The organism is Paenarthrobacter sp. Y-19 (genome assembly GCF_029223985.1).
GTDB classification, from domain to species: Bacteria; Actinomycetota; Actinomycetes; order Actinomycetales; family Micrococcaceae; genus Arthrobacter; species Arthrobacter nicotinovorans.
Genome location: NZ_CP119414.1, coordinates 4,153,966 through 4,179,533, shown reverse-complemented (window position 1 = coordinate 4,179,533; position 25,568 = coordinate 4,153,966). Strand labels below are relative to the sequence as shown.

The window sequence follows — 25,568 nt, the reverse complement described above, 5'->3', positions numbered from 1 at the left end:
TCTTAAACAGTGCAGCCGGCAGGCCGGGAAATGGTGCTCCCCCGGCCTGCCGGTGTGGTTTCACAGCGATCAGACAGTCACTGATGCCAGTTTGTTGGCTTCGACGATTCGCGCGGCGGTTGCCTGGCCCATGCGGACTGCGCCGTCAACGTGCTGGTAGCCTTCGGCGGCGAGGTCGGACGAGGACCAGTAGATCGGGCCGACGTTCGCGTGCTGGTCCTTGCCGTAGCGGTGCAGGCCTCCGAGGTCGTAGCTGGAAGCGTATGCGCCACGGGTCCACTCTTCGGAGCCCCAGTCGGACTCGTAGTAAACCTCGGGGGTGAGGGCCTTGTCGCCCAGGAATCCGGCGATGGACTCCAGGATGGCCTTCTTGCGGTCTTCGGCGCTGAGCTCGAACACGGCGTCGGCCTTCTCGTCGGACACAAAGCCAACCAGGGTTCCGCGGGTGTCGCCGTAGTTGGTGTTGTCGTAAACCTCCTGCACCAGCGCACCGGCGCTGAAGCCCGTGCCGGACAGTCCGTCTTCACGCCAGAACGGCGTGTCGTACACAGCGTGGACCTTGATGACCAGGCCCAGCGACTGGTGCTGGTGCATCTGGTGCTGGCGGCGCGGGAGCGGCGGGTCGAAGGAAACGCGTGAGTACAGGTTCGGCGGAACGGCCATGATCACGTAACGGGCGTTGACGGTGGCCTGCTCGGAAACAACGGTCACGCCGTTGTCGTCCCACTTGATGGTGCGCACCGGGCTGTTAAGGACGACATCGGCACCCAGTTCTGCTGCCTGGAGCAGTGAAACCTGCTGCATGCCGCCGATGACGCGCTTGTCCAGGATGAAGTCTTCGTCCGTGAGGTGCGTGAACGAACCGGCAGAGGCGGCCATCAGGACTGCCTGCAATGCCGAGAAGGCGTGCGCGGGCTTGGTGAGCATGCCGCCGGCGATGAAGAGGCCGATGTTGTTGCAGGCTTCTTCATCGGTGGAGTTCCGGCGGAGCCAGTGGTGGAAGGAGATGGTGTCCAGCTCGCGTGCCTTGGGGTGTGCCCAAGGCTCGGTGGGGCCGATCTCTGCTGCGAGTTCGTCCAGGATGGCGACGAGCTTGTCCATCTCGGCCTTGGTGGTTTCGTTGACCGGGAAGGTGTCACCGGTGTACTGCGTGCGCTTGCCGTCTGCGCCGATGTAGACGGATTCGCCATCGCGGTAGCGCGGGTACATTTTCAGGCCGAGCTCGTCCAGCAGGTCCATGAGGGCCGTCTGGTCCGGCGAAACCCACTGGCCGCCGATCTCCAGCATGGCGCCGTCGATGGTGTCGGTCCAGGTGCGGCCGCCCACGCGGTCGCGTGCTTCGAGCACTGCGACGCTGAGCCCGGCCTTCTTCAGTTCACGTGCCGCCGTCAGCCCTGACGGCCCGGCACCGACGATCACAACGTCGCGATCAAGATTCTGCATGATGTCCTCTCCGTGGCCGTCCGTTGGTGGCTGACCAATAAATGAATGGCATTCATTTATCTCCATAGTAGCGGCTGAGTGCGCGGCTGTGAAGAGCCGATGGAATAATGCTGGGGACACAGGCAGCAGAAAGGCTCCCGATGCCCGAACCCACCCCAGCCCCATCCGCCACTTCCCGGCGCCGCGCCGGCCGACCAACGGCGGCGGTTCTGGACCAGGACGGCATCACGACGGCGGCGCTCAAGCTGATCAGCAGCAAGGGTTACGACGGACTCACCATGGCGGCGTTGGCCCGCACACTGGGAGTAGCCCCCTCCGCCTTGTACAACCACGTGTCCTCCAAGGACGACGTGCTCGTCCTGCTCGAGGACCACTTGGCCGCGATGGTTGATGTGTCGGCGTTCGGGATTGAGCCCTGGGAAGAGGCCGTTCGCAAGTGGGCGTGGTCCTACAGGGATGTGTTCTCCGAGCACACGCCGCTTATTCCGATCATCGCCGTCCTGCCTGTCGCCAATGCTCCCAAGACCCTGGCCATGTACGAGGCCGTGACGGCCGGCTTCCGCGACGCAGGCTTCCCGGAGGAGAAAATCATCTCCGCGATTGTGGCTATCGAGGCCTTTGTCTTCGGGGCCGCTTACGACGTCACCGCACCTGGGGACATCTTCGACGCCGGCACGCTCGCCGATCAGGTCCCCAACTTCACGGCCGCCGTGGACCGGTTGGCCTTGGAACAGCATGCGCGTCCCACTGACATTGCCTTCAGCTTGGGCTTGGAGGCTTTGATTACGGGCTTTGGGGCTCTGCGGAACTAGGCCCCCGAGAATCCGAGCTTCTTAATGCCAAGATAGTGCATTATGCTGCACTTATGGATGACAGTGCAGAGGCCTTGGCGCGCGCAATTGGCCTGCGGGTGAAACAGGAACGCAAAGGCAGGGAGTGGACCCTCGACCAGCTTGCCTCCATGGCCGGCGTTAGCCGCAGAATGCTGGTGAGCGTCGAACAAGGCGGCGTAAATCCCAGCATCGGAACCCTCCTGCGGCTCAGCGATGCCCTTGGTGTTGGCTTGCCTGCATTGGTGGAGCCGCCCACGCTGCGTTCGGCCAAACTTACCCGCAAGGGCGAAGGCGCCGTACTGTGGACCGGCCCCCTGGGCGGCAAGGGCGAGCTGGTTGCCGGTACCGAATCTCCCGACGTTGTTGAACTGTGGGACTGGTCCCTGGCTCCCGGAGAGCTCCACGAGAGCGAAGCCCACAGCTCCGGCACGCGTGAATTGCTCCAGGTGCAGGAGGGCGCCATCACGGTGAACGTCGAGGCCGGGAGCTACGAACTGAACAACGGCGATGCCCTGACCTTCCGCAGCGATGTTGCCCACTCCTATGCAAACCACGGCGGGACAACTGCCCGATTCTCCCTCGCCGTTTTTGAACCGGGCGTTGGAGCCGGACATCGGACGGAAAGCCCCAGTGCGTAAAACCTTGACCCGAACCCTCACCGCCGCTCCCCCCTGGTCGATGGCCGTCGCAGCAATGATGGCCATCCAGCTCTCCAACGCCATGTCGGTCACCGTTATCGGCCAGGTCGGCCCAGCAGGGACGGCATGGCTTCGGATGTGCTTTGGAGTGGTCTTTCTCTGGGTAATCAGCCGTCCGGCCATCCGCTCGCTGCGCCGCCGCGACCTGCCGGCTTTGATCGCCCTGGGGGTCGTGACAGGTTTCATGACCACCTTCTTCCTCGCCGCCGTCGAGCGCATCCCGCTGGGCACCGCCGTCGCGATTGAATTCCTCGGCCCCCTCACGGTGGCCGGGATCATGAACAAACGCCGGAAGGCGTTGGTCTGGCCGCTCCTCGCCTTCATCGGCGTGGTGCTGCTGACTGAGCCATGGCATGGCGTCATCGACCTTGCCGGCGTGGGATTCGCTGTGGCTGCGGGTGCCTGCTGGGGCCTGTACAACGTGCTCACCCAACATGTGGGAGACCGGTTCTCCGGCATCAGCGGCTTGTCACTCACCATCCCGATTGCCGCTCTTGCCACCATGCCGGTCGGGTTGCCGCAGGTACTGGGCGGGTCACTCGACTGGTGGGTGCTGCCCCTGGCGGCCGGGATTGCCCTCATAACGCCGGTGATCGCGTTCGGCCTCGAAATGCTGGCGCTGCGGCGCATGACCCACACGGCCTTTGGAACGCTGCTTTCGATCGAACCCGCATTCGGCGTCCTCATCGGGCTGCTTGTCCTCGCCCAGCAGCCGACACTCATGCAGGTGGCAGGGATAGCCCTGGTGGTCATTGCCGGGACAGCCGCACAGCAAGGAGGCAAGCGCACACCCAAACCCGTGCTGACAACGGATGCTCCGGCATCGCCAGCAGGGTCGTGATGAAACAAGTCTTGTAATACAAGTACTCAGCTTGTATCTTAAGTAGCAGGCAAGGATGCCCCGCCCCTTAGGAGACCCAGTGAGTACCGTAGACCTCATCCGCCACGTCAAACTGTCCACGGCGCGACTGCCGCTCAGCGTTCCCATCAGCGACGCCAAGGTCTTCACCGGCAGGCAGAAGCCGATGACGGAAGTAGTGTTCCTCTTCGCCGAGATCACCACGGAGCAGGGACACAGCGGCCTCGGTTTCAGCTACTCCAAGCGCGCCGGCGGGCCGGCCCAGTACGCCCACGCCAAGGAGGTCGCGGAGGGCATCATTGGCGAGGACCCCAACGACATCGGCAAGATCTACACCAAGCTCCTCTGGGCCGGCGCCTCGGTGGGAAGGTCAGGCGTGGCGACGCAGGCTCTCGCCGCGATAGACATTGCCCTCTACGACCTCAAAGCCAAGCGCGCCGGACTCCCGCTGGCCAAGCTGCTGGGGTCCTACCGTGATTCCGTCCAGACCTACAACACCTCCGGCGGCTTCCTCAACGCCACCCTGGCAGAGGTCAAGGAACGCGCCACGCAGTCAATCGACGACGGCATCGGCGGCATCAAGATCAAGGTGGGCCTGCCCGACTCCAAAGAAGACCTCCGCCGCGTGGCGGGAGTCCGCGAACACATTGGCTGGGACGTTCCTCTCATGGTCGACGCGAACCAACAGTGGGACCGGGCAACGGCGCTGCGGATGGGCCGCCAACTGGAGGAATTCAACCTCATCTGGATCGAAGAACCACTCGATGCCTATGACTTCGAGGGCCACGCCCACCTCGCACAGCTCCTGGACACGCCTATCGCCACCGGTGAGATGCTTGCCTCTGTCGCCGAGCACAAGGGCCTCATCAACGCCAACGGCTGCGACATCATCCAGCCGGACGCGCCGCGCGTCGGAGGCATTACCCAGTTCCTGCGCCTGGCGGCACTGGCCGATGAAAGAGGCCTGGGCCTGGCACCGCACTTTGCCATGGAGATCCACCTCCACCTGGCCGCCGCGTACCCGCGCGAGCCGTGGGTGGAACACTTCGATTGGCTGGACCCTCTGTTCGAGGAACGGCTGGAGACGAAGAACGGTCGCATGATCGTCCCGGACCGTCCCGGGCTCGGCGTCACCTTGAGCGAACAGGCCCGTGCGTGGACCACCGAAACCGTGGAGTTCGGCGCGTAATCTGGAACGCATGAGCCGAAACCTGACTGCGGATCTCGCCGCCGACCTCCGCAACCGCATTGTCGACGGCGTCATCCAACCGGGCGAGAAGCTCCCCAGCGAGAACACCCTCATCAGCGAATTCGGGGTGAGCCGAACCGTGGTCCGCTCCGCATTGACGCGGCTGCAGGCCGAAGGCCTTGTGGAAACCGAACGTGGGCGGGGCAGCTTTGCCCTGACTCCGCCCGCCGAAGGCCCGACCCAGGCACCGGGAACCCGGCCTGTGTCCAGCATGGAAGAACGGCTGCAGATGCTCGACTTCCGGATCGGCGTCGAAGCAGAGGCAGCTGCCCTTGCTGCCCGGAACCACAGCGAACGACAACTCAAGGCCGTCCACGGTGCCTTGGAACAATTCACTGCGAACGTTTCGCATCCGGCGCACGCCATGAAAGCTGATTTCGAGTTCCATCGTGCTGTGGCTGCGGCTTCAGGGAATCCCTTTTATACAGACTGCATCGCCGCCCTCGGCCAGACCATGATCACCATGCCCCGCCCACGCCTCGTCGGCGGGGATGACCGGGAAACCCGCGAACGCTTCGATCAAGTAGTCCACGAGCATTCCTCCATCTACGCAGCAATCGCGGACGGCGATCCCGTGGCTGCCGCGGCAGCCATGCGCCTTCACCTCAGCAACTCACGACGCCGGCTGGCAGGTTCCGCCCGCAGCTGACCGTGCGTGGGGACATATGACGTCGCGGCGCTTTTTACTGCGACACAATTCGTCTTTCAGGGTACCCGTTTAACGAAATGGGAATCCCCACGACGCCCCATTGAGAACTGTTGATTGACATTTCAAGAAACTGGCGCGCAAATTCCGAGTCCCGCTAACTTTTGAAGAGCCCGTCAATTTATGACCGGGAAATCCATCAAAAGCCTTTGGGTGCTTCACGCAGGAATGCCTTGTCATGCACCCGGACAGAGAGACACCGGCATGACAACAGAGCAGATCAACTCCCCCGCCCTCACAACAATCCAAAGCTACGTCCGGGAGCTCACGCGTCGGGTGGAAGGGATCGAAGTCCTGGCTCCAGGCCCTGCTACCTCCCGCTACAGCCATGACGCTGCCACCGCCAAGACGGGAGCCGCAACCGGAAACCCGGGTCCCGCCGTCGTTCTTCCCACGTCAGCAGCCGAAGTTCAAACGGCCGTGAGGCTCGCAGCGGAACTCGGCGTGACCGTTGTTCCCCGCGGGGCAGGGACGGGTTTGTCGGGTGGTGCCAGCGCACAACAGGACCAGGTGGTCATTTCGACGGAAAAGCTGACCGCCATCATCGAAGTTTCCCCGCTGGACGAGGTGGCTGTTGTCGAACCCGGTGTCATCAATGCCGAATTGAACAAGCATCTAGAACCCTTTGGACTTTTCTATGCACCTGATCCGGCAAGTTTCGACATTTCCTCAATTGGCGGGAATATCGCCACAAACGCGGGCGGACTCCGCTGCGCCAAGTACGGGGTGACCCGGGAATCCATCCTGTCGCTCGACGTCGTCCTCGCAGACGGCAGCCTGATCACCGTGGGCCACCGCTCCATCAAGGGCGTCACCGGACTGGACCTGACGTCATTGTTTGTCGGCTCGGAAGGCATTCTCGGCATCGTCACGAGGGCCACGGTTCGCCTTCGCCCCATCCCGGTTGCCCGCAAGACGATCAGCGCGTTCTTCAACAGCACCGCCGAGGGGACCGCGGGACTGTCTGCGATCACCTTGTCTCCAGTGCGCCCGGCCGCGATCGAGTTCTTTGATACGCCAAGTCTCGCCAACATCGACTCGCACTCCGGAACCCGCCTACGGGACCGCGGTGACGCACTGATCCTCATCGAAATCGACGGCTACGGCATCGGCGACCAAGCCGCGGACCTCGCAGTGGCACTCAGCGCCGTAGGTGGCCGTGTCACCGTGGAGTCGGACGACGACGGTGTACGGCTCTGGGAACTGCGCCGCAGCGGCCGCGGACTCCCGCTGGACAAGTGGTACATCGGCGAGGACATCGCCGTGCCCAAGTCCCAGCTCCCCAGGGTTTACGCCGCGTTCCCGGCTCTGGAAGCGCGTTTCGGGGTGGATATCTCGGCCGTGTCGCACGCGGGCGACGGAAACCTGCACCCTTTGATCACCAAGGACAAGACGCCCGACGACGGCCCGAACCCACCGGCCTCCCTCCTGGAAGCTGCCACTGAACTCGTGAGGGTGGCGCTTTCGCTTGGCGGAACGGTCACCGGCGAACACGGGGTAGGAACCATCAAGCGCGAATGGGCAGCCCTCGAACTGTCCGAACGCAGCCGCGAGTTGCAACAGACCATCAAGGAGGCTGTCGACCCCCGGCAGCTTCTCAATCCCGGCAAGGCCATCTAAGCGCACTGCCTCCAGCAGCACCCCAACGCAATCCCCCCAAACGCATCCAGGAGAAACACCATGAGCACTTTCAGCACCCCCGAATTCCGCCGAAGGGCCTTCCTCGCAGGCCTTGGCGCACTGTCCACATCTGCCTTGGTCACCGCTTGCGGCGGCACAACTGCCAGCACCGGCGCTGGCTCCACAACCCCGGTGGACGGCGGAAACATCACCTTCCTGATCCAGGGCTATGACACCGGCTGGGTCTCCAGCAAGACGTCCATCTCCAGTTACGAGGGCAATCTCTGGGGCCAGATCACGGACAAGCTGGTGTACGTCAACGAGAAGGGTGAGCTGAGCCCGTGGGTTGCTGAGAGTTGGGAAGAACTCAATGGCGCCAAGGACTTCGTGATTCACCTGAAGAGCGGCGTGACGTTCTCGGACGGGACCCCGGTGGACGCAGCGGCTGTTGTGGCCAATCTCAACGCCTGGGCCAAGGGCGATTCCACCCGCGGCGTCAGCAAAGTAGGCCTGTTCCCGTCCAGCAACTTCGTCTCGGCCGAGGCCACGGACGCGGCTACCGTAAAGGTGTCCTTCTCCTCCCCCGCGCTGGGGTTCATCGCCACGCTCGCGTACCACGGGTGCATCCTGCTTTCACCGAAGACCTTGGCGTTGCCGGTGGAAGCCCAGGCCGACCTCAGCCAGGAAATCGGCAGCGGTCCGTTCGTCGTGAAGTCCTGGAAGCAGGGTGACAGCTACGTCCTGGAGAAGCGCAAGGACTACAACTGGGGTCCGGCCGCGCTGGGCCACACCGGCCCGGCCCGTTTGGACACCATCACCTACAAGGTCATCAAAGACACGTCGGTGCGGACATCGACGGTTGTTTCGGGCCAGGCCGATGTTGCCTTCAATGTTGAGCCGCAGGAAATCGAATCGCTGAAAGCCCAAGGGTTCACAGTAGGCACACCGCGCTATCTGGGCTTCGTGGACGGGTTCCAGGTCAACACGCAGGCCTTCCCCACCAATGACATTGCCGTCCGCCAGGCCATCCAGCATGGCATCGACCGCAACGAGATCCTCAAGACCGTCTACACCAGCGACTGGAACGCCGCCACCACCTTCATCCAGGGCAATGTTCCGGAAGCAGGCGAGTTCAGTGACTCGTTCAAATTCGATGCCGACAAAGCCAACAAGATTCTTGACGATGCAGGTTGGACCAAGGGCGCCGACGATTACCGCAGCAAAGACGGGAAGACCCTCGAGTTCACGCTCACGCCCAACCCCTATGTCCCGTCCACCAAGGCCGAGGACGAGCTCATTGCCCAGCAGCTCAAGAAGGTGGGCATCAAGGTCAACCTCAAGGTTGTGGACGTAGCCGGCTACGCGGCAGTGCAGGCGAGCAAACCCCCTCTGTTCCAGACCTCCCGCAGCTTCGTCGACGTCGGAACGGTTGCCGGAGTCCTGACAAGCCAGAACAAGGGCGAGGATTGGTTCGGACTCGGAACCAGTGATCAGAAGCTCAACGACCTCTCCACGGCCATCGCCACTGCCTCCGACCGGGCTTCACGCGAAAAGGTCGCCGACGAACTCCAGCAGTACGTCCTGGAGCAGGGCTACTTCATCCCTCTTAACCAGCTCGTCCAACGCCTCTACCTGGTCAGCCCGAAGATCAAGGATGTCCAGTACAACGGCCTTGCCTACGCAAACTTCTACACCGCCTGGATCTCACAGTGACCAGCGATTACAAGCGCTTTGCCCTGACCCGGGCGGGTCAGGCGGTCGTCATCGTGCTCCTCGCTTACGTCCTGACATTCCTGGTGATCAGCGTGCTCCCGGGCGATGCGATCACCAACACGCTCCGGGACCCGCAACACGGACTGAGCGAGGAAGACATTCAGCGGATCGTGGCTTTCTATGGCCTGGATCAGCCCGTGATTGTGCAGTTACTCCTCTCCTTGGGGAGGTTTCTGACGGGTGAACTGGGCTTCTCGCTGCAGTCCAACCTGCCTGTGTCCCGGATTGTGGGGGACGCCTTGCCGTCCACGCTCACCCTGGCCACCAGCGCGTTGGTCATCGCCGTCGTTTTCGCCGTGGTGATCGCGTACGGCGCGCAGTATCTGCCGGGCAAATGGGCCGCAATCGTCCGCTCCATCCCGTCGTTCTTCCTGTCAGTACCCAACTTTGTGATCGGGCTGGTGCTGATCGAGTTCTTTGCCTTCCGCCTCCATTCGTTCACCACCACGGATCCCAACAGCCCTGTGGCCACGCTGTTCGCAGCCATCACTTTGGCCATTCCGGTCTCCGCGCCGCTGGCCGAGGTCCTGATTGCCAGCCTGGACCATGAATCCCGTCAGGAATACGCCTTGGTTGCCCGTTCCCGTGGTCTGACTGAGGCCAGGCTGTTTGCCAAGCACCTGGTGAAACCGTCCGCTCTGCCGTCCGTAGCCATGGTGGCGCTGATCGTGGGTGAGCTGCTTGGCGGATCCGTTATTACGGAAACGATCTTCGGCCGTGACGGCATCGGCACGGTTGTCCAGAAAGCCGTGACGGGAGAAGACCAACCCGTCCTTCAAGCCGTGGTGTCCCTTTCAGCCGTGGTGTTCGTGGCCGTCAACCTGGTGGCCGACCTCGCATCGCCGCTGCTCGATCCACGCGTCAAGCTTCGAGAGAAGGTGGCTGCATGACCGCCACACTTGGATACCCGCAACTACGCAATGTCGGCACCGCCTCAAAGAGGCTCACCGCAGGACTGCCCCCCATCACGGTGATCCTGTCATTTGCCGTGGTGCTCCTGGTTATCCTCTGGTCCCTTGTCCCGTGGCTCTTCACTTCGTACAGCCCGGTCACCGGAGATACGGCAAGCAAACTGGCCGCGCCGAGCGCCCAGCATTGGTTTGGCACTGACTACCTCGGCCGGGATCAATTCGCACGGGTCGTATACGGCACGGCATCGTCAGTTACCAGCGCCTTGGTCGCTGTCCTGATCGGCCTCGTGATCGGCAGCCTCATCGGCCTCGCCAGCGGATTCCGCGGCGGCTGGCTGGACTCCGTTTTGGGGCGTTTCGTGGATGTCCTGCTGGCCATTCCGGGCTTCCTCCTGGCCGTTGTCATCGTCAGCTCGCTGGGTTTCCAAACCATTAATGCGGCCATCGCCACGGGAGTGTCCGCCGTCGCGGTCTTTGCCCGGCTGATGCGTGCGGAAGTGATGCGTGTCCGCAGCGCCACGTATGTGGAAGCCTCCTACCTGGAGGGCGGAAACCGGCTCCACGCGCTGCTCGGCCACATCCTTCCCAACGCTTACAGGTCGGTGCTGGTCCTGGCAGTGCTTCAGTTCGGGACGTCCATCCTGATCATCGCCTCGCTGGCGTTCCTCGGCTACGGCGATCCACCCCCGGCCTCGGACTGGGGCCTCCTGGTCGCCTCCGGCAAGACCTACGTGACAGCCCCTTGGCTCGTCTACGCTCCGGCCCTGGTGATCGTGGGCACCGTCCTGTCCGTTAACCGCATCAGCCGCTGGCTGCGAAAGGCCAAGTGACATGATCTTGAAGACCAAAGACACCAACGTGTCAGCAGACCTATTAACAGTGCGGGGCTTGTCGATCGCCTACGGTTCCACCGCCGTCGTCCATGACGTCTCGTTTTCGCTGGCCAAAGGCGGGAGCCTGGCGCTCATTGGCGAGTCCGGCTCGGGCAAGTCCACCATCGCCAAAGCCATTCTCCGCCTGCTCCCACACGGTGAAGCGACTGCTACCGGGCGGGTGGAACTCAACGGCAGTGATGTTCTCGCGTTGCCGGAGAAGCAGTTCCGTCCCCTGCGCGGCCGGGAGTTGGGCTTCATCCCACAGGATCCCGCGTCCGCACTGAATCCGGTCCGGACCATCGGCGCCCAGGCCCACGAAGCTGCCGCCTTGCTCGGTGAAACCGACCCGGCGGTCCGCCGGGCGAAGATTCTGGAGGTGCTTGACCAGGTGGGGTTGCCGGACCCGGCCCGGGTTTACGACTCCTACCCCCACCAGCTCTCGGGCGGCATGCTCCAGCGCGTGCTGATCGCCCTGACAGTGTTGCCTCAACCATCCCTGATTGTGGCTGACGAACCCACGTCAGCCCTGGACGTGACGGTTCAGAAGCTGATCCTGGACATGCTGAGCGATCTCCGCCGCGAGCTGGACATCAGCCTGCTGCTGATCACGCACGACCTCGCCATCGCGGCCGAGCGTGCCGATTCCTTGGTGGTGCTGAAGGACGGAGCCGTTCAGGAAAGCGGGGCCTCGCGGGACGTATTCGCTTCGCCCAGGACCGAATACGCGCGAAGCCTGCAGGCCGACGTGCCCGCTTTGCACCCGGACAGGTACAGGCGCAAGCGCACCTTGCTGACGCAAGCGAACGACGGCGGCTTCCGCACGGACACTGCCCCCTCACCAACCGCCCAACTGCAGATTGATGTACGGGGCGTAACCAAGAGCTTCCCGGTCGGCGGCAAGGACGTTCTTGCCTGCGATGGGGTGAGTTTCTCCGTGGAGCGCGGACGCACGCACGCGCTCGTGGGTGAATCCGGTTCCGGCAAGACGACAGCTGTCCGGTTGCTGCTGGGTCTTGAGCAGCCCGACGGTGGGGACATTACGGTAGCCGGTCAGTCGACGTCGGGCCGGTCCAGAGCCGACGTACGCGAGATCCGCCGCCACCTCCAGCTTGTTTACCAAAACCCCTTTACGTCACTTGATCCCACCTGGCGGGTTGGCCGGATCGTCCGCGAACCGCTTGACCAGTTCGGCGTAGGAACCAAGGCGGAGCGGACCCATCGTGTGAGCGAAGCGTTGGAGGCTGTCGGGCTGCCGTCCGATGTGGCGTCGAGACGGCCCGCGCACCTGTCGGGTGGCCAGCGTCAACGGGTGGCGATCGCCCGCGCGCTGGTGGTGAGACCCGACGTCGTGGTTCTGGACGAACCTACGTCGGCACTGGACGTGAGCGTTCAAGCGGGAATCCTCGAACTCTTGACCACCCTGCAACACGAACTCGGCCTGACGTACTTGTTCGTCTCCCACGATCTTGCTCTCGTGAGGCAGGTAGCCGATACAGTATCGGTCCTTCGACGAGGTCAAGTGGTTGAGGACGGTCCTGTGGAGGAGATCTTCCACAGGCCCCGGCATCCATACACACGCGCCCTGCTCGGGGCGATTCCACTCGCGGCCGTGTCCGCCGAGGATCAGACAGCCCTTAAACAACCAGCGAAGGCAACAGCGTGACCGTAAACCTGATATCTGCCCGGCGGCCCGCGCTTATCGAGGCATTCACCGCACCCAAGGGCTTTGGCGACCAGACACTCCGCGACCGGCGTGCCGACGCCATCGAACTCCTTGGTGGCATTCCGGATCCGGGGGTCCTCCCCACGGAGGAACTGACCGCCGCCACGGCACGGGTGCTGGCCCGGCCGGGGGTCCCTGCACTCCAGTACTCACGAACAGAGGGAATTTCGCCCCTCCGGGAGTGGATCGCCGAACGCGAAGGCGTGCCCGTGGATCGGATTCTGATCACCAATGGAGGCTTCCACGGCCTTTCCCTGGCAATCCAGTCCGTGGTGGAACGTGGCGACCTGGTGGCGGTGGACAACCCGATCTTCCCCTTGTTCCTCCGCGGGTTGCAGTTGTCTGATGCCGGAACACTGCCCGTCTTTGTGGGGCCGCAAGGTCTCGACGTCGATCATCTCTCCGACCAGCTCCGGGCCGGCGCCCGCCCGTCCGCCCTTTATACGGTGCCGGATTTCCATAACCCATCCCAAGGAACACTGTCGGGGGAGGCCCGCAAGGAACTCGTCAGGCTGGCGGAACACTATGGCTTTGTGATCCTGGCGGACAACCCCTACCGGGAACTTCGTTTCGCTGGCGAGCCGGCGAGTGTGGAGGAGTTCAATAACTCGGACCATGTCCTTCACATCAATACGTTCACCAAGACACTCGGTCCCGGGTTGCGCCTGGGTTGGACTGTGGCCCCTGAGCGTTTGGCCCGCGATCTGGTGGCGTTGCGCAGCCGCCAGGATTCGCACAGCTCCACGCTGGTCCAGGCCATCATCGGGGAATTGGTAACCTCGGACCCCGGAATCTTCGATGCCACCTTGGACCGGGCCCGCGCCTTGTACCGGAACCGTGCCGAAACCCTGGTTGCCGCGCTGCACCGGGAGGCCCCTGGCGCTTTCGTGACCATACTTCCCGAGGGCGGCTTGTTCCTCTGGCCCAAACTCTCGGATTCCTCCGTGGACCCGGATCGGCTGGCCTCCGACGCCAGCGCCGAGGGCGTGGAGTACCAACGGGGATCGTTCTTCGCCTCAGGACCCGGAACGGACGCCGACCGGCATCTGCGCCTGGCCTACGGAGATGTCCCTGCGGCCAAGCTGGAGGAAGCAGCTGCGCGCCTGGCCCGCGCGTTGAAGCGCCAAATTCCGTAGACCCACAAAAAAGAGCCCCGGTCCTAAGACCGGGGCTCTTTCGATTGCGTGCGCGAGGGGGGATTTGAACCCCCACACCCTTTCGGATACTGGCACCTGAAGCCAGCGCGTCTGCCGTTCCGCCACTCGCGCGCAACTTCTTTTTCCGGACTTCGCTGGTCTCCCAGCTTCGTTTCCTTCAAAAGCAGCGAGATCAAGCATAACGGACATCCGGAGCAAAACACCAATCGGGCTGGGAGGGACCCTCCGGAAAGGCGGTGGACGGCCTGGAAACCGCAGAACTTCAAGGGATTTTCAACCCCTGCGAGCCCCGCCAGCAAGGGCCGCCGTCGAACTTTTCCGTGGCGCAAGGCGTTGTGGATTAAGGTCATTCCCAGTCAGTCCCAGTAGTATCGGGAAGAGGAAGGGCCGTGGGGCGCGCACTTTGGTGTGTGCACAGTCGGACCAATTGCAGGACTATCGGACAGGCACAGCAGGTGCCGCGGCAAGGAAAGGAGAAGGAACATGGGTTTGCTGGACAAAGTCGAGCGCGGCATTGAAAAGGCCGTCCGCAACGTCTTCTCCACGGGGTCGCGGGCACGGGTTGAGCCAGTGGAGATCGCGAGCAAGCTGAGGCGGGAACTGGACAATCAGTCCATCACCATCGCCGCCGGACGCACGCTTGCTCCCAACGTTTTTGATGTCCTGCTCAGCGATGAGGACTTCGCCCGGGCCCAGGAATGGGGAACGCCCCTCGCTGAGGAACTGTGCGACGTCGTTATCCAACACGTTCGCAGCCAGGGCTATACGCTCCAAGGCGCGGTCAGGATCTCGTTCCGTCGCAATGAGGAGGAACGGGCCGGCCACTTCGAGATTGCTTCCCGGACCGAAAAGTCCTCCGGCGACGCAGCTCCTGCTCCGCAGCCTCCGCGGGCCAACGTTCCCGCAGCCCCCGCACGGCAGCCAATTCGCCTCCAGCCTGTCCTGGACATCAGCGGTCAGCGATACTCCCTCAATGCAGCCAGCGTGGTGCTCGGCCGCTCTTCTGAAGCCGACATCCTGGTGGACGACACCGGGGTTTCACGGAAGCATCTTGAGGTACGCACCGAGAACGGGAGCACGTGGGCTGTTGACCTCGGCTCCACGAATGGCAGTTACGTCAACGGACATAAGGTAAACGGCAGCGTGGAGCTCACAGACGGCTCAACCATCACGATGGGACGTACCAAGATTATTTTCCGCCTCCTCCCCCAGACCCCGGGTGGCCACGCGTGAACGATGTCAGCGAACTGACCATTACAGCGCTTCGTTTCGGCTTCCTCCTGTTGCTGTGGGTCCTGATCTTCAGCATTGTGTCCACCATGCGCCGCGACTTCCAGATCGGACGCAAGGCAGTGACCGGCGTTCCTACGGCACGTGAAGTCCGCAAGCATCCTGAACTGGCTGCCACACCACCGCCGGCCATCCAGCATGCCCGCAACCTGGTGGTCACTGAGGGTCCCCTCAAGGGCACCACGGTTCCCCTGGCGGCCAGCCCCATCCTGCTCGGACGCGCGCAGGAAGCCACCCTGGTCCTGGAGGATGACTACGCCTCCGGTCGGCATGCGCGTCTGTTCCCGCAGGGCAGCCGATGGTTCATTGAGGACCTCGGCTCTACGAACGGCACCTACCTGGCCGATCAGCAGCTCACTCGTGCGTTGCCGGTGGAGCTCGGTGTCCCCGTGAGAATCGGCAAGACGGTCATTGAATTGAGGCCATAGTCCATGGCCTCTTCTGAGACCCCCGAGGACAAGGAAAAGCCCGCGGAGCGCCCGCTGATCATGCGCTACGCGGCCCGTTCCGACGTCGGCCGGATCCGCTCCAAGAATGACGACTCCGCTTATGTGGGCCGCCATCTCGCTGTGGTCGCCGACGGCATGGGCGGGCACGCGGGCGGCGATGTCGCCTCCGCTTCGACGGTCCTGGACATGATCCACCTGGATCATGACGACTACCCTGAAGGCGCCGACACCGTCCTGGCGGACGAGATCCAAACCGCCAATTCATTGCTCTCAGAGCTCGTCCACCAGAATCCCAAGCTGTCAGGCATGGGTACGACGGTCACGGCGTTGCTCCTTGAGGACCGCAAGCTCCACTTCGCGCATATCGGCGATTCCCGCGCTTACCGCCTGCGCAACAAGAAGTTCGAGCAGATCAGCGTGGACCACACGTTCGTCCAGCGCCTGATCGATGAGGGACGCCTCCGTCCGGAGGAAGCCGAGACCCATCCCCATAAAAACGTCCTGATGCGCGTGCTTGGCGATGTTGACGCGAGCCCTGAGCTGGACTTGGACGTCCTGGACGTCGAACCCGGCGAACGCTGGCTGCTGTGCTCTGATGGCCTGAACTACGTAGCAGGGCACGTCGTGGAGCGCATGGTCCGCGAGACCAAGGACCTTCGCGAATGCGCCGAGATCCTCGTAGACCTCACGCTCGAAGCGGGCGCCCCGGACAACGTCACGGTTGTCATGTTGGAAATCGTCGAGGAGACGGTCGACGACGTCAACACGGCCGCCGTCGACGTCGTACCGGCCGCTGCGCTTGCCGCCGTCGATGAGCCTGAAGCGGTGACGGCCACCAAGTCCCCCGATGAGGTGCCGTCCGGAGATGCGGCCGAGGGCGCCTCGAAGTCGGAAGCTGACCGGAAGCCGGACGCAGGATCGGCTTCCGACGACGGCACCAGGACGAAGGAATCGGACGAGGCGGACGAAACGTCCGGGACTTCGGATTCCTCCACCGAACCGCCTGCGACCACCGATCCCCACCTCGGTGAGCATCTGTCAGCCGAAGTCCTGCGCGAGGAACTGGCCAGCCGCCCCCATGAGCTCGTTGGCGCCGCGGCAACGGCTGCTGAAACAGGCTCCATTCCTACCGTTGCCGGCCGCACGGTGGCCCGTCGCGCTGCCACAGTCCTGACGCACAAAGCAGAGCAGGACCGCGCGGAGGCCGAAGAGCCGCCACGACGGCGCATCCGTTGGTTGATGCCCGCCGTCGCCGCATTCCTGGTTCTGGGCGTCGTGGTCGGCCTGTGGCTTGGCTACGCCTGGACCCAGACACGCTATTACGTGGGTGAATACGATCAGCGTGTTGCCATCTTCAACGGCATCTCGCAACGGCTCGGCCCCATTCAGCTTTCCCGGCTGGAAGCCGTCACCGATGTCAGGGTGGATTCCTTGCCTGAATATGGCCAGCAGAGCGTTCGCCAGACCGTTCCTGCCGGGGACCTCGACGACGCCCAGCTCATCGTGGAAAACCTGAAACAGTACGGCAGCGCCTCGGCCAATTGCCCCAGCCCGACTCCAACCGGCACGGCGACTCCAACGCCCTCGCCGTCGGCTACGGCCACAGTGCCGGTACCCAGCACGGCAGCCGTTGCCAGCCCCACGCCATCTCCCGTTCCGACTCCCTGTGAGGGGGCAAAATGATCCAGACTGAAACCGCCCCCAAGCCCCGCCGGAACGTCGAGCTTCTGCTCATCGTGCTGGCACTTGCCGTTGGAATCGGCGCCAGCGCACTGGTCAGCCTCAACTCGGATCTGGGACTGGACAGCGACTTCTGGTTCCAATCGAGCCTGCTCGCCGTAGCCGCCTTTGCATTCCACGTGGTGCTCCGTCTCCGCGCTAAATATGCCGATCCGGTAATACTTCCCATCGTGGTGGCCCTGAATGGATTGGGCCTGGCCCTGATCCACCGCATGGACGGCCCTGGCGACGACACCGGCAACAACCAGCTCCGGTGGACGCTGATTGCCATGGCCGTTTCCATCGCCGTGATCTGGTTCCTCAAGGACCACCGCATCCTGCGCCGCTTCACCTACATCTCGTTGGCGGCCAGTGCATTGCTGCTGATTCTTCCTCTGGTGCCCGGCATCTCCGCCGGTGAGGTGCTCGGTGCCAGCGTCTGGATCCGCATCGGCCCCATGACTTTCCAGCCTGGTGAAATCGCCAAGATCACCCTGGCCATATTCTTCGCGGGTTATCTGTCGTCCAACCGGGACCTCATCCTCCTGGCCGGCCGGAAGATCGGTCCCATGCAGTTCCCCCGCTTCAAGGACCTGGGTCCGATGATCACCGCCTGGCTGGTGAGCATCGGCGTCCTGGTCTTCCAGCGCGACCTCGGATCGTCCGTCCTCTTCTTCGGCCTCTTTATCGTGATGATCTACGTGGCCACCAGCCGTATCTCCTGGGTCGTTATTGGCCTGGCCCTGATCCTCGGCGGCGGTTTCATCGCATCGAAGATCTTCTCCCACGTCGCGTTCAGGATCGACAGCTGGATCAACGCCTTCACCCCGGAGGTCTTCGGCAGGTCTCCCGGCGGTAGTGGACAGATCGTCCAAGGCCTGTTCGGCATGGCCGACGGCGGCCTGGTGGGAACAGGACTGGGACAGGGCCGCCCGGACCTGGTTCCGTTCGCAAACAGCGACATGATCGTGGCGCTCATCGGCGAAGAACTGGGCCTGATCGGCCTTTTCGCCGTGGTGATGCTCTATTTGCTGCTCTTCACCCGCGGTTTCCGCGCAGCCCTGGGAACGCGCGACGCCTTCGGAAAGCTCCTGGCGTGCGGCTTGTCGTTCGCGATCGCACTGCAGTGCTTCGTGGTCATCGGCGGCGTCACCCGGCTCATCCCGTTGACCGGCCTGACCACCCCGTTCCTGGCCGCCGGAGGTTCATCCCTGCTGGCCAACTGGATCATCGTCGGGCTGCTGCTCATGATCTCCAATACGGCCCGCGGACCGGTTGACACCACACCCATGGTCAACAAACCCCCGACCACCAGCTCCCACGGGACAGTCAAGACTCCAACAGGCCAGACACCAAGCGCACCAACTGAGGCGGTGAAGCATCAATGAACCAAGCGATTCGCAGCTCGTGGATGGCCGCCGTCGCCATGTTCGCGTTGATTTTCGGCGCCATCAGCTACGTCCAGGTCATTGGCGCGGACGACCTCAACGCCAATCCCTGGAACCAGCGCGCCATCCTCGCCACGTTCTGCAACGAACGCGGTGCCATCATCGTTGGCGGGAAACCGGTGGCAGAGTCCGTCCCCGGAACCGAGTCCTGCGCCTTCCAGCGTTCGTACCCCCAGCCGGAGCTTTATGCGGGCGTCACCGGCTTCTTCTCGAGGGGCTTCGGATCCACCGGGCTGGAGCAGTCGATGGGGGAAACCCTGGCGGGTAACTCGGACCAGTTGTTCCTGGACCGCATCAGCCAGATGTTCCTGGGCAAGGAACCCAAGGGCGCTTCTGTGGAGCTGACCCTTGATCCTGCCATCCAGAAGCTGGCGTACGACCTCATTCCGGACGGCCAGCGGGGTTCCATCGTGGTCACCAACCCGAAGACGGGAGCCATCCTGGCGATGGTCTCCAAGCCGTCGTACGACCCCAACCTGATTGCCACCCACGACACTGCCGCTGCAGAGGCGAACATGGCCCAGCTGAACCAGATCCCGGGTATCAACCTGAACCAGAACGTCAGCGGTCCCACCGGAAACCTGCTCTCTCCCGGCTCGGTTTTCAAGCTCATTGACACGGCCGCGGCGTTGAACTCGGGCAAGTACAACAAGGACAGCGAGCTGCCGAACCCGAGCAGCCTCCCGCTTCCCGGTTCCAATGCCAGCCTTCCCAACTATGCCGGGGGCAACTGCAACGTCCGGGAGACGGCGTCGTTCGCCTTTGCCCTGGAGCAGTCCTGCAACACGCCGTTCGCGAGCATTGCCCTGGACCTCGGCCAGGACGCCATCCGTGAGCAGGCCGAAAAGTTCGGATTCGGTGAAACCTTCGGAGATCAGCTCAAGCTCCAGCAGGCCAAGAGCGTCTTCCCCAGGGACCTGGACCAGGCACAGCTCGCCCAGTCGTCCGTGGGCCAGCGCGACGTCAAAGCTACTCCGCTGCAGATCAACATGATGACGGCAGCCATCGCAAACGGCGGCGTGCAGATGAAGCCGAACCTGGTGCAGACAGTACGTGCTCCTGACCTGCGCGTCATCAGCGAAACAAAGCCTGAAGCACTCCGCACCAGCACCACGCAGCCGATCGCCGGCCAGATCACCGAATGGATGACCAGCGCAGTGGACAACGGCATTGCCAAGGGCGCAGCCGTTCCCGGCATCAAGGTGGCCGGCAAGACCGGCACGGCGGAACTCGGTGATTCAGGTTTGAACAACTCATGGTTTACCGGGTTCGCCCCGGCAAACGACCCGCAAGTAGCCGTCACCATTGTCATGGAACGTGTGGACGTGCTCAGCGGTGCCCAGCTAACCAGTCCGAACGCAAAGAAGATTTTTGAGGCGGTGTTGAATAAGTGAGGCCTACTTCGGGAATCACACTCGGCGGCAGGTTCCAGCTGACCAGTCGCATTGCGATTGGCGGCATGGGCGAGGTCTGGAAGGCCAAGGACCAGATCCTTGGCCGGATCGTCGCCATCAAGGTGCTCAAGGAGGAATACACGGGTGACCCCGGCTTCCTGCAGCGCTTCCGTGCCGAAGCGCGCCACACCGCCCTCCTCAACCACGTGGGCATCGCCAACGTGTTCGATTACGGCGAGGAAGCCGGCTCGGCATACCTGGTGATGGAGCTCGTGCCAGGCCACCCCCTGAGCGGCATCCTGGAGCGCGAACAGGTGCTGTCCCCGGACATGACGCTCTCCATCATTGCCCAGACGGCCCGGGCCCTTGCCGTGGCTCACGCGCAAGGCCTGGTTCACCGCGATATCAAGCCCGGCAACCTGCTCATCACACCGGACAACCGGGTCAAGGTCACCGACTTCGGCATCGCCCGCCTGGCGGACCAGGTTCCGCTGACGCAGACCGGCCAGGTCATGGGCACCGCCCAGTACCTGGCACCTGAGCAGGCAACCGGCCAGACAGCCACCGGGTCCTCGGATATCTACTCCCTGGGCGTCATCGGCTACGAATGCCTCACAGGTCACCGTCCGTTCTCCGGGGAATCGCAGATCGCCATCGCCTTGGCGCAGGTCAATGACGCACCGCCGCCCCTGCCGGAGACGCTGCCTACGCCCGTGCGTGCCCTCTTGATGTCCATGCTTGCCAAGGACCCCAAGAACCGGCCGGCCAACGCCATCAAGCTTGCCGAAGCAGCTGAAGCCATCCGTAACGGCGACATCGCCACGGCTCATGCCGCTGTGCCGGGAATGCTGTTGTTCGAAGACTCAACCGGCCCCATCACGGCGCCGGTCGACACCGCAACGGCACCCACCGGCGTCGTCGCCTCACCTTACGGCAAGGAGCAATCCTCGACGGCGACCTCCGCACTTCCGGTGCTGGGCGCCGGCGCCGCCGGAGCTGCCGTGGGAGCCGCTGCGGCATCCGCGGACAACCCACTGACACGAGCCAACGCCCTCGAGGCGGAACGGCAACTGAACGACGACGAAGAGGTCATCTACAGCGATGACGAACGCTACGACGATCAGGAACCGGAACGCAAGAAGCGCAGCCCCTGGACGTGGCCCCTTGTTGCGTTGATCCTCCTGGTCTTGTTCGCGCTGGTCGGTTTCCTGATTTCCCAGTCGGGGTTCTTCTCGCCCACCCCTTCGCCGAGCCAGTCCACTTCCGCGAGCCCGAGCCGCTCTGCCAGCCCGTCGTCCTCATCGACGTCGTCCTCGCCGACTCCTACTCCTACGGAAACCTCTGAAGCGCCGTCGCCCACCCAGTCGACGCCGCAGAAGATCAACATCATCCCGGAGGAATTCCAGGGACAGCCGTTCGAGACGGTCAGTGCCAAGCTGCGTTCCCTCGGCCTCGGCGTCAACGGCCAGGAGGTCTTCGATCCGGCAACACCCGGGACGGTTCTCAGCCTCAACCCCACAGGTCCTGTTGACCCGGGGACCACCATCACGGTGACCTACTCAAAGGGACCCGAAATGGTTGCGGTCCCGAACATCGGTCAGGGAGTCTCCGAAACCCAGGTCCAGGGCGCCCTGCAGGGGGCAGGGCTTAAATACGTGAGGGGCGAGGACGTCAACGGAAGCATCAGCCAGGGCCCGAACACGTTCGTGCGTTCCTCGCCTGCCGCCGGCACCGAGGTACCCGCAGGGTCCACGGTGACCTACTACCTGTCCAAGGAGCTCATCCCTACGGATCCGGTCACTCCCAGCGGCAACCCCAAGCCGTCCAGCTCTGCGTCCCCTACAGGCCGCTAAGCCACCATGTCTACGCCACGTCCCGGCCCCGCGCATCGAGAGGAGAGCACACCTGTGTCTTCACAGCGCATCCTCAATGGACGCTACGAACTCGGTGAGTTGATCGGTCGTGGCGGCATGGCTGACGTCTACAAGGGAACAGATACCCTCCTGGGCCGAACCATCGCCGTAAAGGTCCTGCGTGCCGACCTTGCCCGCGATCCCCAGTTCCAGGCCCGTTTCAAGCGTGAAGCCCAAGCCGTCGCGGCGCTTAACCACCCCTCCATCGTGGCTATTTTCGATACCGGAGAATATTCCGTTCCAGGTGGGCCCGGAGAGGATGTCCGCGTTCCGTACATCGTCATGGAGTTCATCTCGGGCCGCACCCTGAGGGACATGATCAAGGCGAAGGAACTGGGCGTAGAGGACTCCGTCGGCTACACGCTGGGTGTCCTCTCAGCCCTGGAGTACAGCCACCGGGCAGGGATCGTGCACCGGGACATCAAGCCGGCCAATGTCATGGTGTGTGCGGATACCGGCGACGTCAAAGTCATGGACTTCGGAATCGCCCGGGCCATGGCAGATTCCGCGGCCACCATGACCCAAACACAGGCAGTCGTTGGCACCGCGCAGTACCTTTCCCCGGAACAAGCCCGGGGCGAAACCGTGGACGCCCGCAGCGACCTCTACTCGGCTGGATGCCTCCTGTACGAACTGCTGACCAGCAGGCCGCCGTTCGTTGGTGACAGCCCGGTGTCCGTCGCCTACCAGCACGTCCGGGAAACCCCGGAACTGCCCAGCATCCACAACCCGGATATCACAGAGGCGCTGGATTCCGTTTTGGTCAAGGCACTGCAGAAAAACCGTACTGACCGCTTCCAGGACGCAGCGGCCTTCCGTCGGGCCCTCCGGGCAGCCAGCAACGGCATTCCCGTGCCTGCACTCCCGGCAAGCGAAGCCCCCACAGATCCCAACGACCTCGTGGAACAGGAAGATCCCGCCACGCAGCTCCTGAGCACTACCGCCGTGGGGCTTTTGGACGTGGACCAGTTCAAGGACGAGACCTTGGACCACGAGCACGAGGACCCCCTTCCTTTGGGCCTCCCAGCGGAACGTGAGCGGCCCGCCCAGCAGAAGTCCCGGCGTCGAGCGTGGATCTCCACCCTGGTGATCTTCACTATCCTGGTACTGGCCGGCGGCGGGTTCTGGCTCTACAACCTCATGAACGCCAAGCCGGCCGAACCTGCACAGATCGAGGTTCCGGTGGTGGCCAACATGTCGGAATCCCAAGCGATCCAGAAGCTCTACTCGCTCAAGCTGGTACCGAAATCCGTACGCGAGCCAAGCGATACTGTGGCCAAGGACATGGCCATTGGCACCTCGCCCGCAGCGGGCGCCAAGGTGCCCCAGGACGGCGAAGTGATCCTCAAGGTCTCCAGCGGTCCGAGTTCGGTGACCATACCGGCGGATATCGTGGGCCGCACGGAAGCAAACGCGACCGACGCCCTGCGGGAACTTGGTATCACGGGCACCATCACCAGTGTCCGGACGCACAGCCCGACGGTACCCATGGGCCAGGTGATCAGCACAGCCCCGGCGCCGGGCGGACCCATAGCTACGTCCTCAAAGGTGGAGCTGCAGATCTCATCGGGCAAGGTCCTGATGCCGCAACTCATTGGCCTGCCTGTGGCGGAGGCCGAAGCGGCGCTGAAGGCCAACGGCTTGACCATGCAGGTAGTGGAACAGGAAAACTCGCAGGTGGATCCGGGCAAGGTCACGGCACAAAGCGAGGTATTCAACAGCGAGGTAGATCAGGGCAAGTTGGTCACCGTTACTGTTGCGAAGGCTCCCGCGCCTGTCCCGACCCCGACTCCCACTCCAACACCCACTACGGACACGCCGACGCCGAAGCCTACACCGACGACAACCAAGAAATAGCCTGCTGCGGGGCGGATCCGCCGTCCCGCCGGGTAAGTGTTTACCGGCAGTTATTGCTTAATGAGCGGGCTCAGCTTGGAGGCACGTTCGGCGGCACCGGCCATGCCCAGGGATTCGAGCCAGTTCCCCAACATCTGGTACCCGCCCTCGGTGAGCACTGATTCCGGGTGGAACTGGACACCGCACAGGGGAGCGGTCCTGTGTTGAAGACCCATCACTACACCGTTCGTCGTCTCCGCTGTGACCTCCAGGACGTCCGGTATGGAATCACGAACCGCCGCCAGTGAGTGGTACCGCGTTGCCGTAACGGGCGAGGGCAGGCCGACGAAGACGCTTTTGCCTTCATGCCGCACGGGTGATGTCTTGCCGTGCATGAGTTCCGGCGCGTGGGTCACCACTCCGCCGTAGGCCTCAGCGAGGGCCTGGTGTCCCAAGCAGACACCGAACATGGGTTTGGAGGCCTCACCGCACCACTTGATCAGCTCAATGCACACGCCGGCTTCTGCAGGGGTCCCGGGCCCGGGGGAAACCAATACGCCGTCCCGCGTTGCGGCCAGTTCGATGGCCTCGGCAAGCGTGACGTCGTCGTTACGGACGACCGTTGTTTCCGCACCCAGTTCCTGAAGGTAGCCCACCAGTGTGTAGACGAAGCTGTCGTAGTTATCTATTACCAAAATCTTTGTTGTGCTCATGGCTGCTGCACTAAACCAATCGTTGAGTCAGTCAATGTGGTGAATTGGGAAAACCAGGGGAAGAGGAACTCGACCATCAAGACAAGGGCCACACCCACCAGAACCAGTGAGGTCAGGATCCGTACCCACAGCGGACCGGGCAAGTTCCGGAAAATCCATGCGTACATCTGCTACCCCTTTCCGTGGGCGCGGGCTACTTGGGCGGCTATTTCCGACGGCGGCCCTGCCGAGGCAGGTTGCCAACCATCCAGCACTGAGTACGCGATGATGCGTTCCTGTGCACCAAAGCGGGGATTGCAGCTGGTCATGGTGAGGAAACTTTCCGTGGGGGTTGCCCCCGGTTGGGTAGGCACGGGCATCAGCACGTCGGTACGGTCCGGCAGGACAATCTGATTGTTGCGGAACACGTAGGTGTAGTAGCCATCCGCGGTTTGGACGTAGATCTTGTCACCGGGAACCAACGTGTGGATGTTGTCCAGGACCGCACCGTGCGTTTGCCTGTGGCCGGCGACCGCAAAATTGCCGGGAGCTCCAGGCATGCTGGTGGTTCCGTAGTGGCCCAATCCCAAGGTGTCCAGGACGTCCGAACCCGTGCCTTCAATGATGGGGCGGGTATAGTCCTGGCCGAAGCGGGGGATGTACATGATCCCGATGGTTCCGCCGTTGCCGGGCGCCTTGCCCACCACGGGAGGGCCATAGTCCACCGGACCCACCGGCGCCGCCGGAGCTACCGGGCCGGTGAATTCCTGGGCGAAGCTCTTCACCGCTTCCGTTTGCTTGGCATCGGCTTCCACGTTTGTCCACCACAATTCCCAGCCAACGAACAGCAGCAGGACTATCCCGGCTGTGATGAGGAGTTCGCCGAAGATCTGGCTGATTTTACGGATAACATCCGAGGCCCGTCGACGCTTTCGGGGCCGCCGTTCCTGCCCCGGGCTGGCGGACGGCACGGCTGATGC

At 63.2% G+C, this 25,568-nt stretch carries 21 protein-coding genes and 1 tRNA gene; 18 read left to right on the top strand and 4 right to left on the bottom strand.

The window, feature by feature from the left end:
• Positions 1-69: 69 nt before the first annotated feature.
• Positions 70-1,443 carry an NAD(P)/FAD-dependent oxidoreductase gene (locus tag PYR64_RS19665; protein WP_018778445.1) on the bottom strand — a complete coding sequence of 458 codons (1,374 nt, stop codon included), beginning with the start codon at positions 1,441-1,443 and terminating at the stop codon, positions 70-72.
• A 107-nt stretch (positions 1,444-1,550) separates the two neighbouring features.
• Here PYR64_RS19665 and PYR64_RS19660 point away from each other — a divergent pair, with 107 nt between their 5' ends.
• The 11 genes from PYR64_RS19660 to PYR64_RS19610 all read left to right on the top strand — a co-directional run bounded on the left by PYR64_RS19660 (position 1,551) and on the right by PYR64_RS19610 (position 13,826).
• A complete protein-coding gene (locus PYR64_RS19660) occupies positions 1,551-2,255 on the top strand; it encodes a TetR/AcrR family transcriptional regulator (protein WP_275777155.1) in 705 nt (234 codons plus the stop codon).
• 53 nt (positions 2,256-2,308) lie between these two features.
• A complete protein-coding gene (locus PYR64_RS19655) occupies positions 2,309-2,914 on the top strand; it encodes an XRE family transcriptional regulator (RefSeq protein ID WP_275777153.1) in 606 nt (201 codons plus the stop codon).
• 40 nt (positions 2,915-2,954) lie between these two features.
• Complete coding sequence (locus PYR64_RS19650; RefSeq protein ID WP_275780009.1) at positions 2,955-3,815, top strand: EamA family transporter; 861 nt, start codon at positions 2,955-2,957, stop codon at positions 3,813-3,815.
• Between the two features lie 79 nt (positions 3,816-3,894).
• The gene (locus tag PYR64_RS19645) at positions 3,895-5,022 is read left to right on the top strand and encodes a mandelate racemase/muconate lactonizing enzyme family protein (RefSeq protein WP_039239022.1); all 1,128 of its coding nucleotides are present in this window, start codon (positions 3,895-3,897) and stop codon (positions 5,020-5,022) included.
• A gap of 10 nt (positions 5,023-5,032) precedes the next feature.
• Positions 5,033-5,731, top strand: coding sequence for a FadR/GntR family transcriptional regulator (locus PYR64_RS19640; RefSeq protein ID WP_275777151.1), 699 nt, complete (start codon positions 5,033-5,035; stop codon positions 5,729-5,731).
• Between the two features lie 261 nt (positions 5,732-5,992).
• Entirely contained in the window at positions 5,993-7,408 is a 1,416-nt protein-coding gene (locus PYR64_RS19635; RefSeq protein WP_275777149.1) for an FAD-linked oxidase C-terminal domain-containing protein, read from the top strand.
• 60 nt (positions 7,409-7,468) lie between these two features.
• Entirely contained in the window at positions 7,469-9,121 is a 1,653-nt protein-coding gene (locus tag PYR64_RS19630) for an ABC transporter substrate-binding protein (protein ID WP_275777147.1), read from the top strand.
• Positions 9,118-10,071, top strand: coding sequence for an ABC transporter permease (locus PYR64_RS19625; protein ID WP_275777145.1), 954 nt, complete (start codon positions 9,118-9,120; stop codon positions 10,069-10,071). Before PYR64_RS19630 ends, PYR64_RS19625 begins: the two co-directional genes overlap by 4 nt.
• Positions 10,068-10,922: an ABC transporter permease gene (locus PYR64_RS19620; protein WP_039239017.1), complete on the top strand. Its 855-nt coding sequence runs from the start codon at positions 10,068-10,070 to the stop codon at positions 10,920-10,922. Before PYR64_RS19625 ends, PYR64_RS19620 begins: the two co-directional genes overlap by 4 nt.
• A 1-nt stretch (position 10,923) precedes the next feature.
• The gene (locus tag PYR64_RS19615; protein ID WP_275777142.1) at positions 10,924-12,630 is read left to right on the top strand and encodes an ABC transporter ATP-binding protein; all 1,707 of its coding nucleotides are present in this window, start codon (positions 10,924-10,926) and stop codon (positions 12,628-12,630) included.
• Positions 12,627-13,826: a PLP-dependent aminotransferase family protein gene (locus PYR64_RS19610; protein ID WP_275777140.1), complete on the top strand. Its 1,200-nt coding sequence runs from the start codon at positions 12,627-12,629 to the stop codon at positions 13,824-13,826. The genes PYR64_RS19615 and PYR64_RS19610 overlap by 4 nt, the downstream gene beginning before the upstream one ends.
• Positions 13,827-13,875: 49 nt before the next feature.
• Here the strand turns inward: PYR64_RS19610 and PYR64_RS19605 are convergent.
• A tRNA-Leu gene (locus PYR64_RS19605) sits at positions 13,876-13,958 on the bottom strand.
• Positions 13,959-14,330: 372 nt separating this feature from the next.
• Between PYR64_RS19605 and PYR64_RS19600 the strand changes: the two genes are divergently transcribed.
• The 7 genes from PYR64_RS19600 to pknB are packed head-to-tail and all read left to right on the top strand — an operon-like array spanning position 14,331 to position 23,917.
• Positions 14,331-15,080, top strand: coding sequence for a DUF3662 and FHA domain-containing protein (locus PYR64_RS19600; RefSeq protein ID WP_039239012.1), 750 nt, complete (start codon positions 14,331-14,333; stop codon positions 15,078-15,080).
• Positions 15,077-15,565 carry an FHA domain-containing protein gene (locus PYR64_RS19595; protein ID WP_018778452.1) on the top strand — a complete coding sequence of 163 codons (489 nt, stop codon included), beginning with the start codon at positions 15,077-15,079 and terminating at the stop codon, positions 15,563-15,565. The genes PYR64_RS19600 and PYR64_RS19595 overlap by 4 nt, the downstream gene beginning before the upstream one ends.
• A gap of 3 nt (positions 15,566-15,568) precedes the next feature.
• A complete protein-coding gene (locus tag PYR64_RS19590) occupies positions 15,569-17,269 on the top strand; it encodes a PP2C family serine/threonine-protein phosphatase (protein ID WP_064722333.1) in 1,701 nt (566 codons plus the stop codon).
• Positions 17,266-18,693 (top strand): FtsW/RodA/SpoVE family cell cycle protein, encoded by a 1,428-nt coding sequence (locus PYR64_RS19585; RefSeq protein ID WP_018778454.1) that lies wholly within the window; start codon positions 17,266-17,268, stop codon positions 18,691-18,693. The genes PYR64_RS19590 and PYR64_RS19585 overlap by 4 nt, the downstream gene beginning before the upstream one ends.
• Positions 18,690-20,147 carry a penicillin-binding transpeptidase domain-containing protein gene (locus PYR64_RS19580; RefSeq protein WP_026267267.1) on the top strand — a complete coding sequence of 486 codons (1,458 nt, stop codon included), beginning with the start codon at positions 18,690-18,692 and terminating at the stop codon, positions 20,145-20,147. The genes PYR64_RS19585 and PYR64_RS19580 overlap by 4 nt, the downstream gene beginning before the upstream one ends.
• A complete protein-coding gene (locus PYR64_RS19575; protein WP_018778456.1) occupies positions 20,144-22,000 on the top strand; it encodes a protein kinase in 1,857 nt (618 codons plus the stop codon). Before PYR64_RS19580 ends, PYR64_RS19575 begins: the two co-directional genes overlap by 4 nt.
• A 6-nt stretch (positions 22,001-22,006) precedes the next feature.
• Positions 22,007-23,917 (top strand): Stk1 family PASTA domain-containing Ser/Thr kinase, encoded by a 1,911-nt coding sequence (gene pknB / locus PYR64_RS19570; protein WP_275777131.1) that lies wholly within the window; start codon positions 22,007-22,009, stop codon positions 23,915-23,917.
• 50 nt (positions 23,918-23,967) lie between these two features.
• Here the strand turns inward: pknB and PYR64_RS19565 are convergent, their stop codons facing one another.
• Together PYR64_RS19565 and PYR64_RS19560 are read right to left on the bottom strand one after the other, a co-directional pair.
• The gene (locus PYR64_RS19565; RefSeq protein WP_039239007.1) at positions 23,968-24,609 is read right to left on the bottom strand and encodes an aminodeoxychorismate/anthranilate synthase component II; all 642 of its coding nucleotides are present in this window, start codon (positions 24,607-24,609) and stop codon (positions 23,968-23,970) included.
• 170 nt (positions 24,610-24,779) lie between these two features.
• Positions 24,780-25,559, bottom strand: coding sequence for a class E sortase (locus PYR64_RS19560; RefSeq protein WP_051088516.1), 780 nt, complete (start codon positions 25,557-25,559; stop codon positions 24,780-24,782).
• Between the last annotated feature and the right edge of the window lie 9 nt (positions 25,560-25,568).

Excerpts from the sequence above, each read along its gene's own strand:
- PYR64_RS19665 (WP_018778445.1), bottom strand. The coding sequence starts at position 1,443 with ATGCAGAATCTTGATCGCGACGTTGTGATCGTCGGTGCCGGGCCGTCA.
- PYR64_RS19660 (WP_275777155.1), top strand. The coding sequence starts at position 1,551 with ATGCTGGGGACACAGGCAGCAGAAAGGCTCCCGATGCCCGAACCCACC.
- PYR64_RS19655 (WP_275777153.1), top strand. The coding sequence starts at position 2,309 with ATGGATGACAGTGCAGAGGCCTTGGCGCGCGCAATTGGCCTGCGGGTG.
- PYR64_RS19650 (WP_275780009.1), top strand. The coding sequence starts at position 2,955 with ATGGCCGTCGCAGCAATGATGGCCATCCAGCTCTCCAACGCCATGTCG.
- PYR64_RS19640 (WP_275777151.1), top strand. The coding sequence starts at position 5,033 with ATGAGCCGAAACCTGACTGCGGATCTCGCCGCCGACCTCCGCAACCGC.
- PYR64_RS19635 (WP_275777149.1), top strand. The coding sequence starts at position 5,993 with ATGACAACAGAGCAGATCAACTCCCCCGCCCTCACAACAATCCAAAGC.
- PYR64_RS19630 (WP_275777147.1), top strand. The coding sequence starts at position 7,469 with ATGAGCACTTTCAGCACCCCCGAATTCCGCCGAAGGGCCTTCCTCGCA.
- PYR64_RS19620 (WP_039239017.1), top strand. The coding sequence starts at position 10,068 with ATGACCGCCACACTTGGATACCCGCAACTACGCAATGTCGGCACCGCC.
- PYR64_RS19615 (WP_275777142.1), top strand. The coding sequence starts at position 10,924 with ATGATCTTGAAGACCAAAGACACCAACGTGTCAGCAGACCTATTAACA.
- PYR64_RS19600 (WP_039239012.1), top strand. The coding sequence starts at position 14,331 with ATGGGTTTGCTGGACAAAGTCGAGCGCGGCATTGAAAAGGCCGTCCGC.
- PYR64_RS19590 (WP_064722333.1), top strand. The coding sequence starts at position 15,569 with ATGGCCTCTTCTGAGACCCCCGAGGACAAGGAAAAGCCCGCGGAGCGC.
- PYR64_RS19585 (WP_018778454.1), top strand. The coding sequence starts at position 17,266 with ATGATCCAGACTGAAACCGCCCCCAAGCCCCGCCGGAACGTCGAGCTT.
- PYR64_RS19580 (WP_026267267.1), top strand. The coding sequence starts at position 18,690 with ATGAACCAAGCGATTCGCAGCTCGTGGATGGCCGCCGTCGCCATGTTC.
- pknB (WP_275777131.1), top strand. The coding sequence starts at position 22,007 with ATGTCTACGCCACGTCCCGGCCCCGCGCATCGAGAGGAGAGCACACCT.
- PYR64_RS19565 (WP_039239007.1), bottom strand. The coding sequence starts at position 24,609 with ATGAGCACAACAAAGATTTTGGTAATAGATAACTACGACAGCTTCGTC.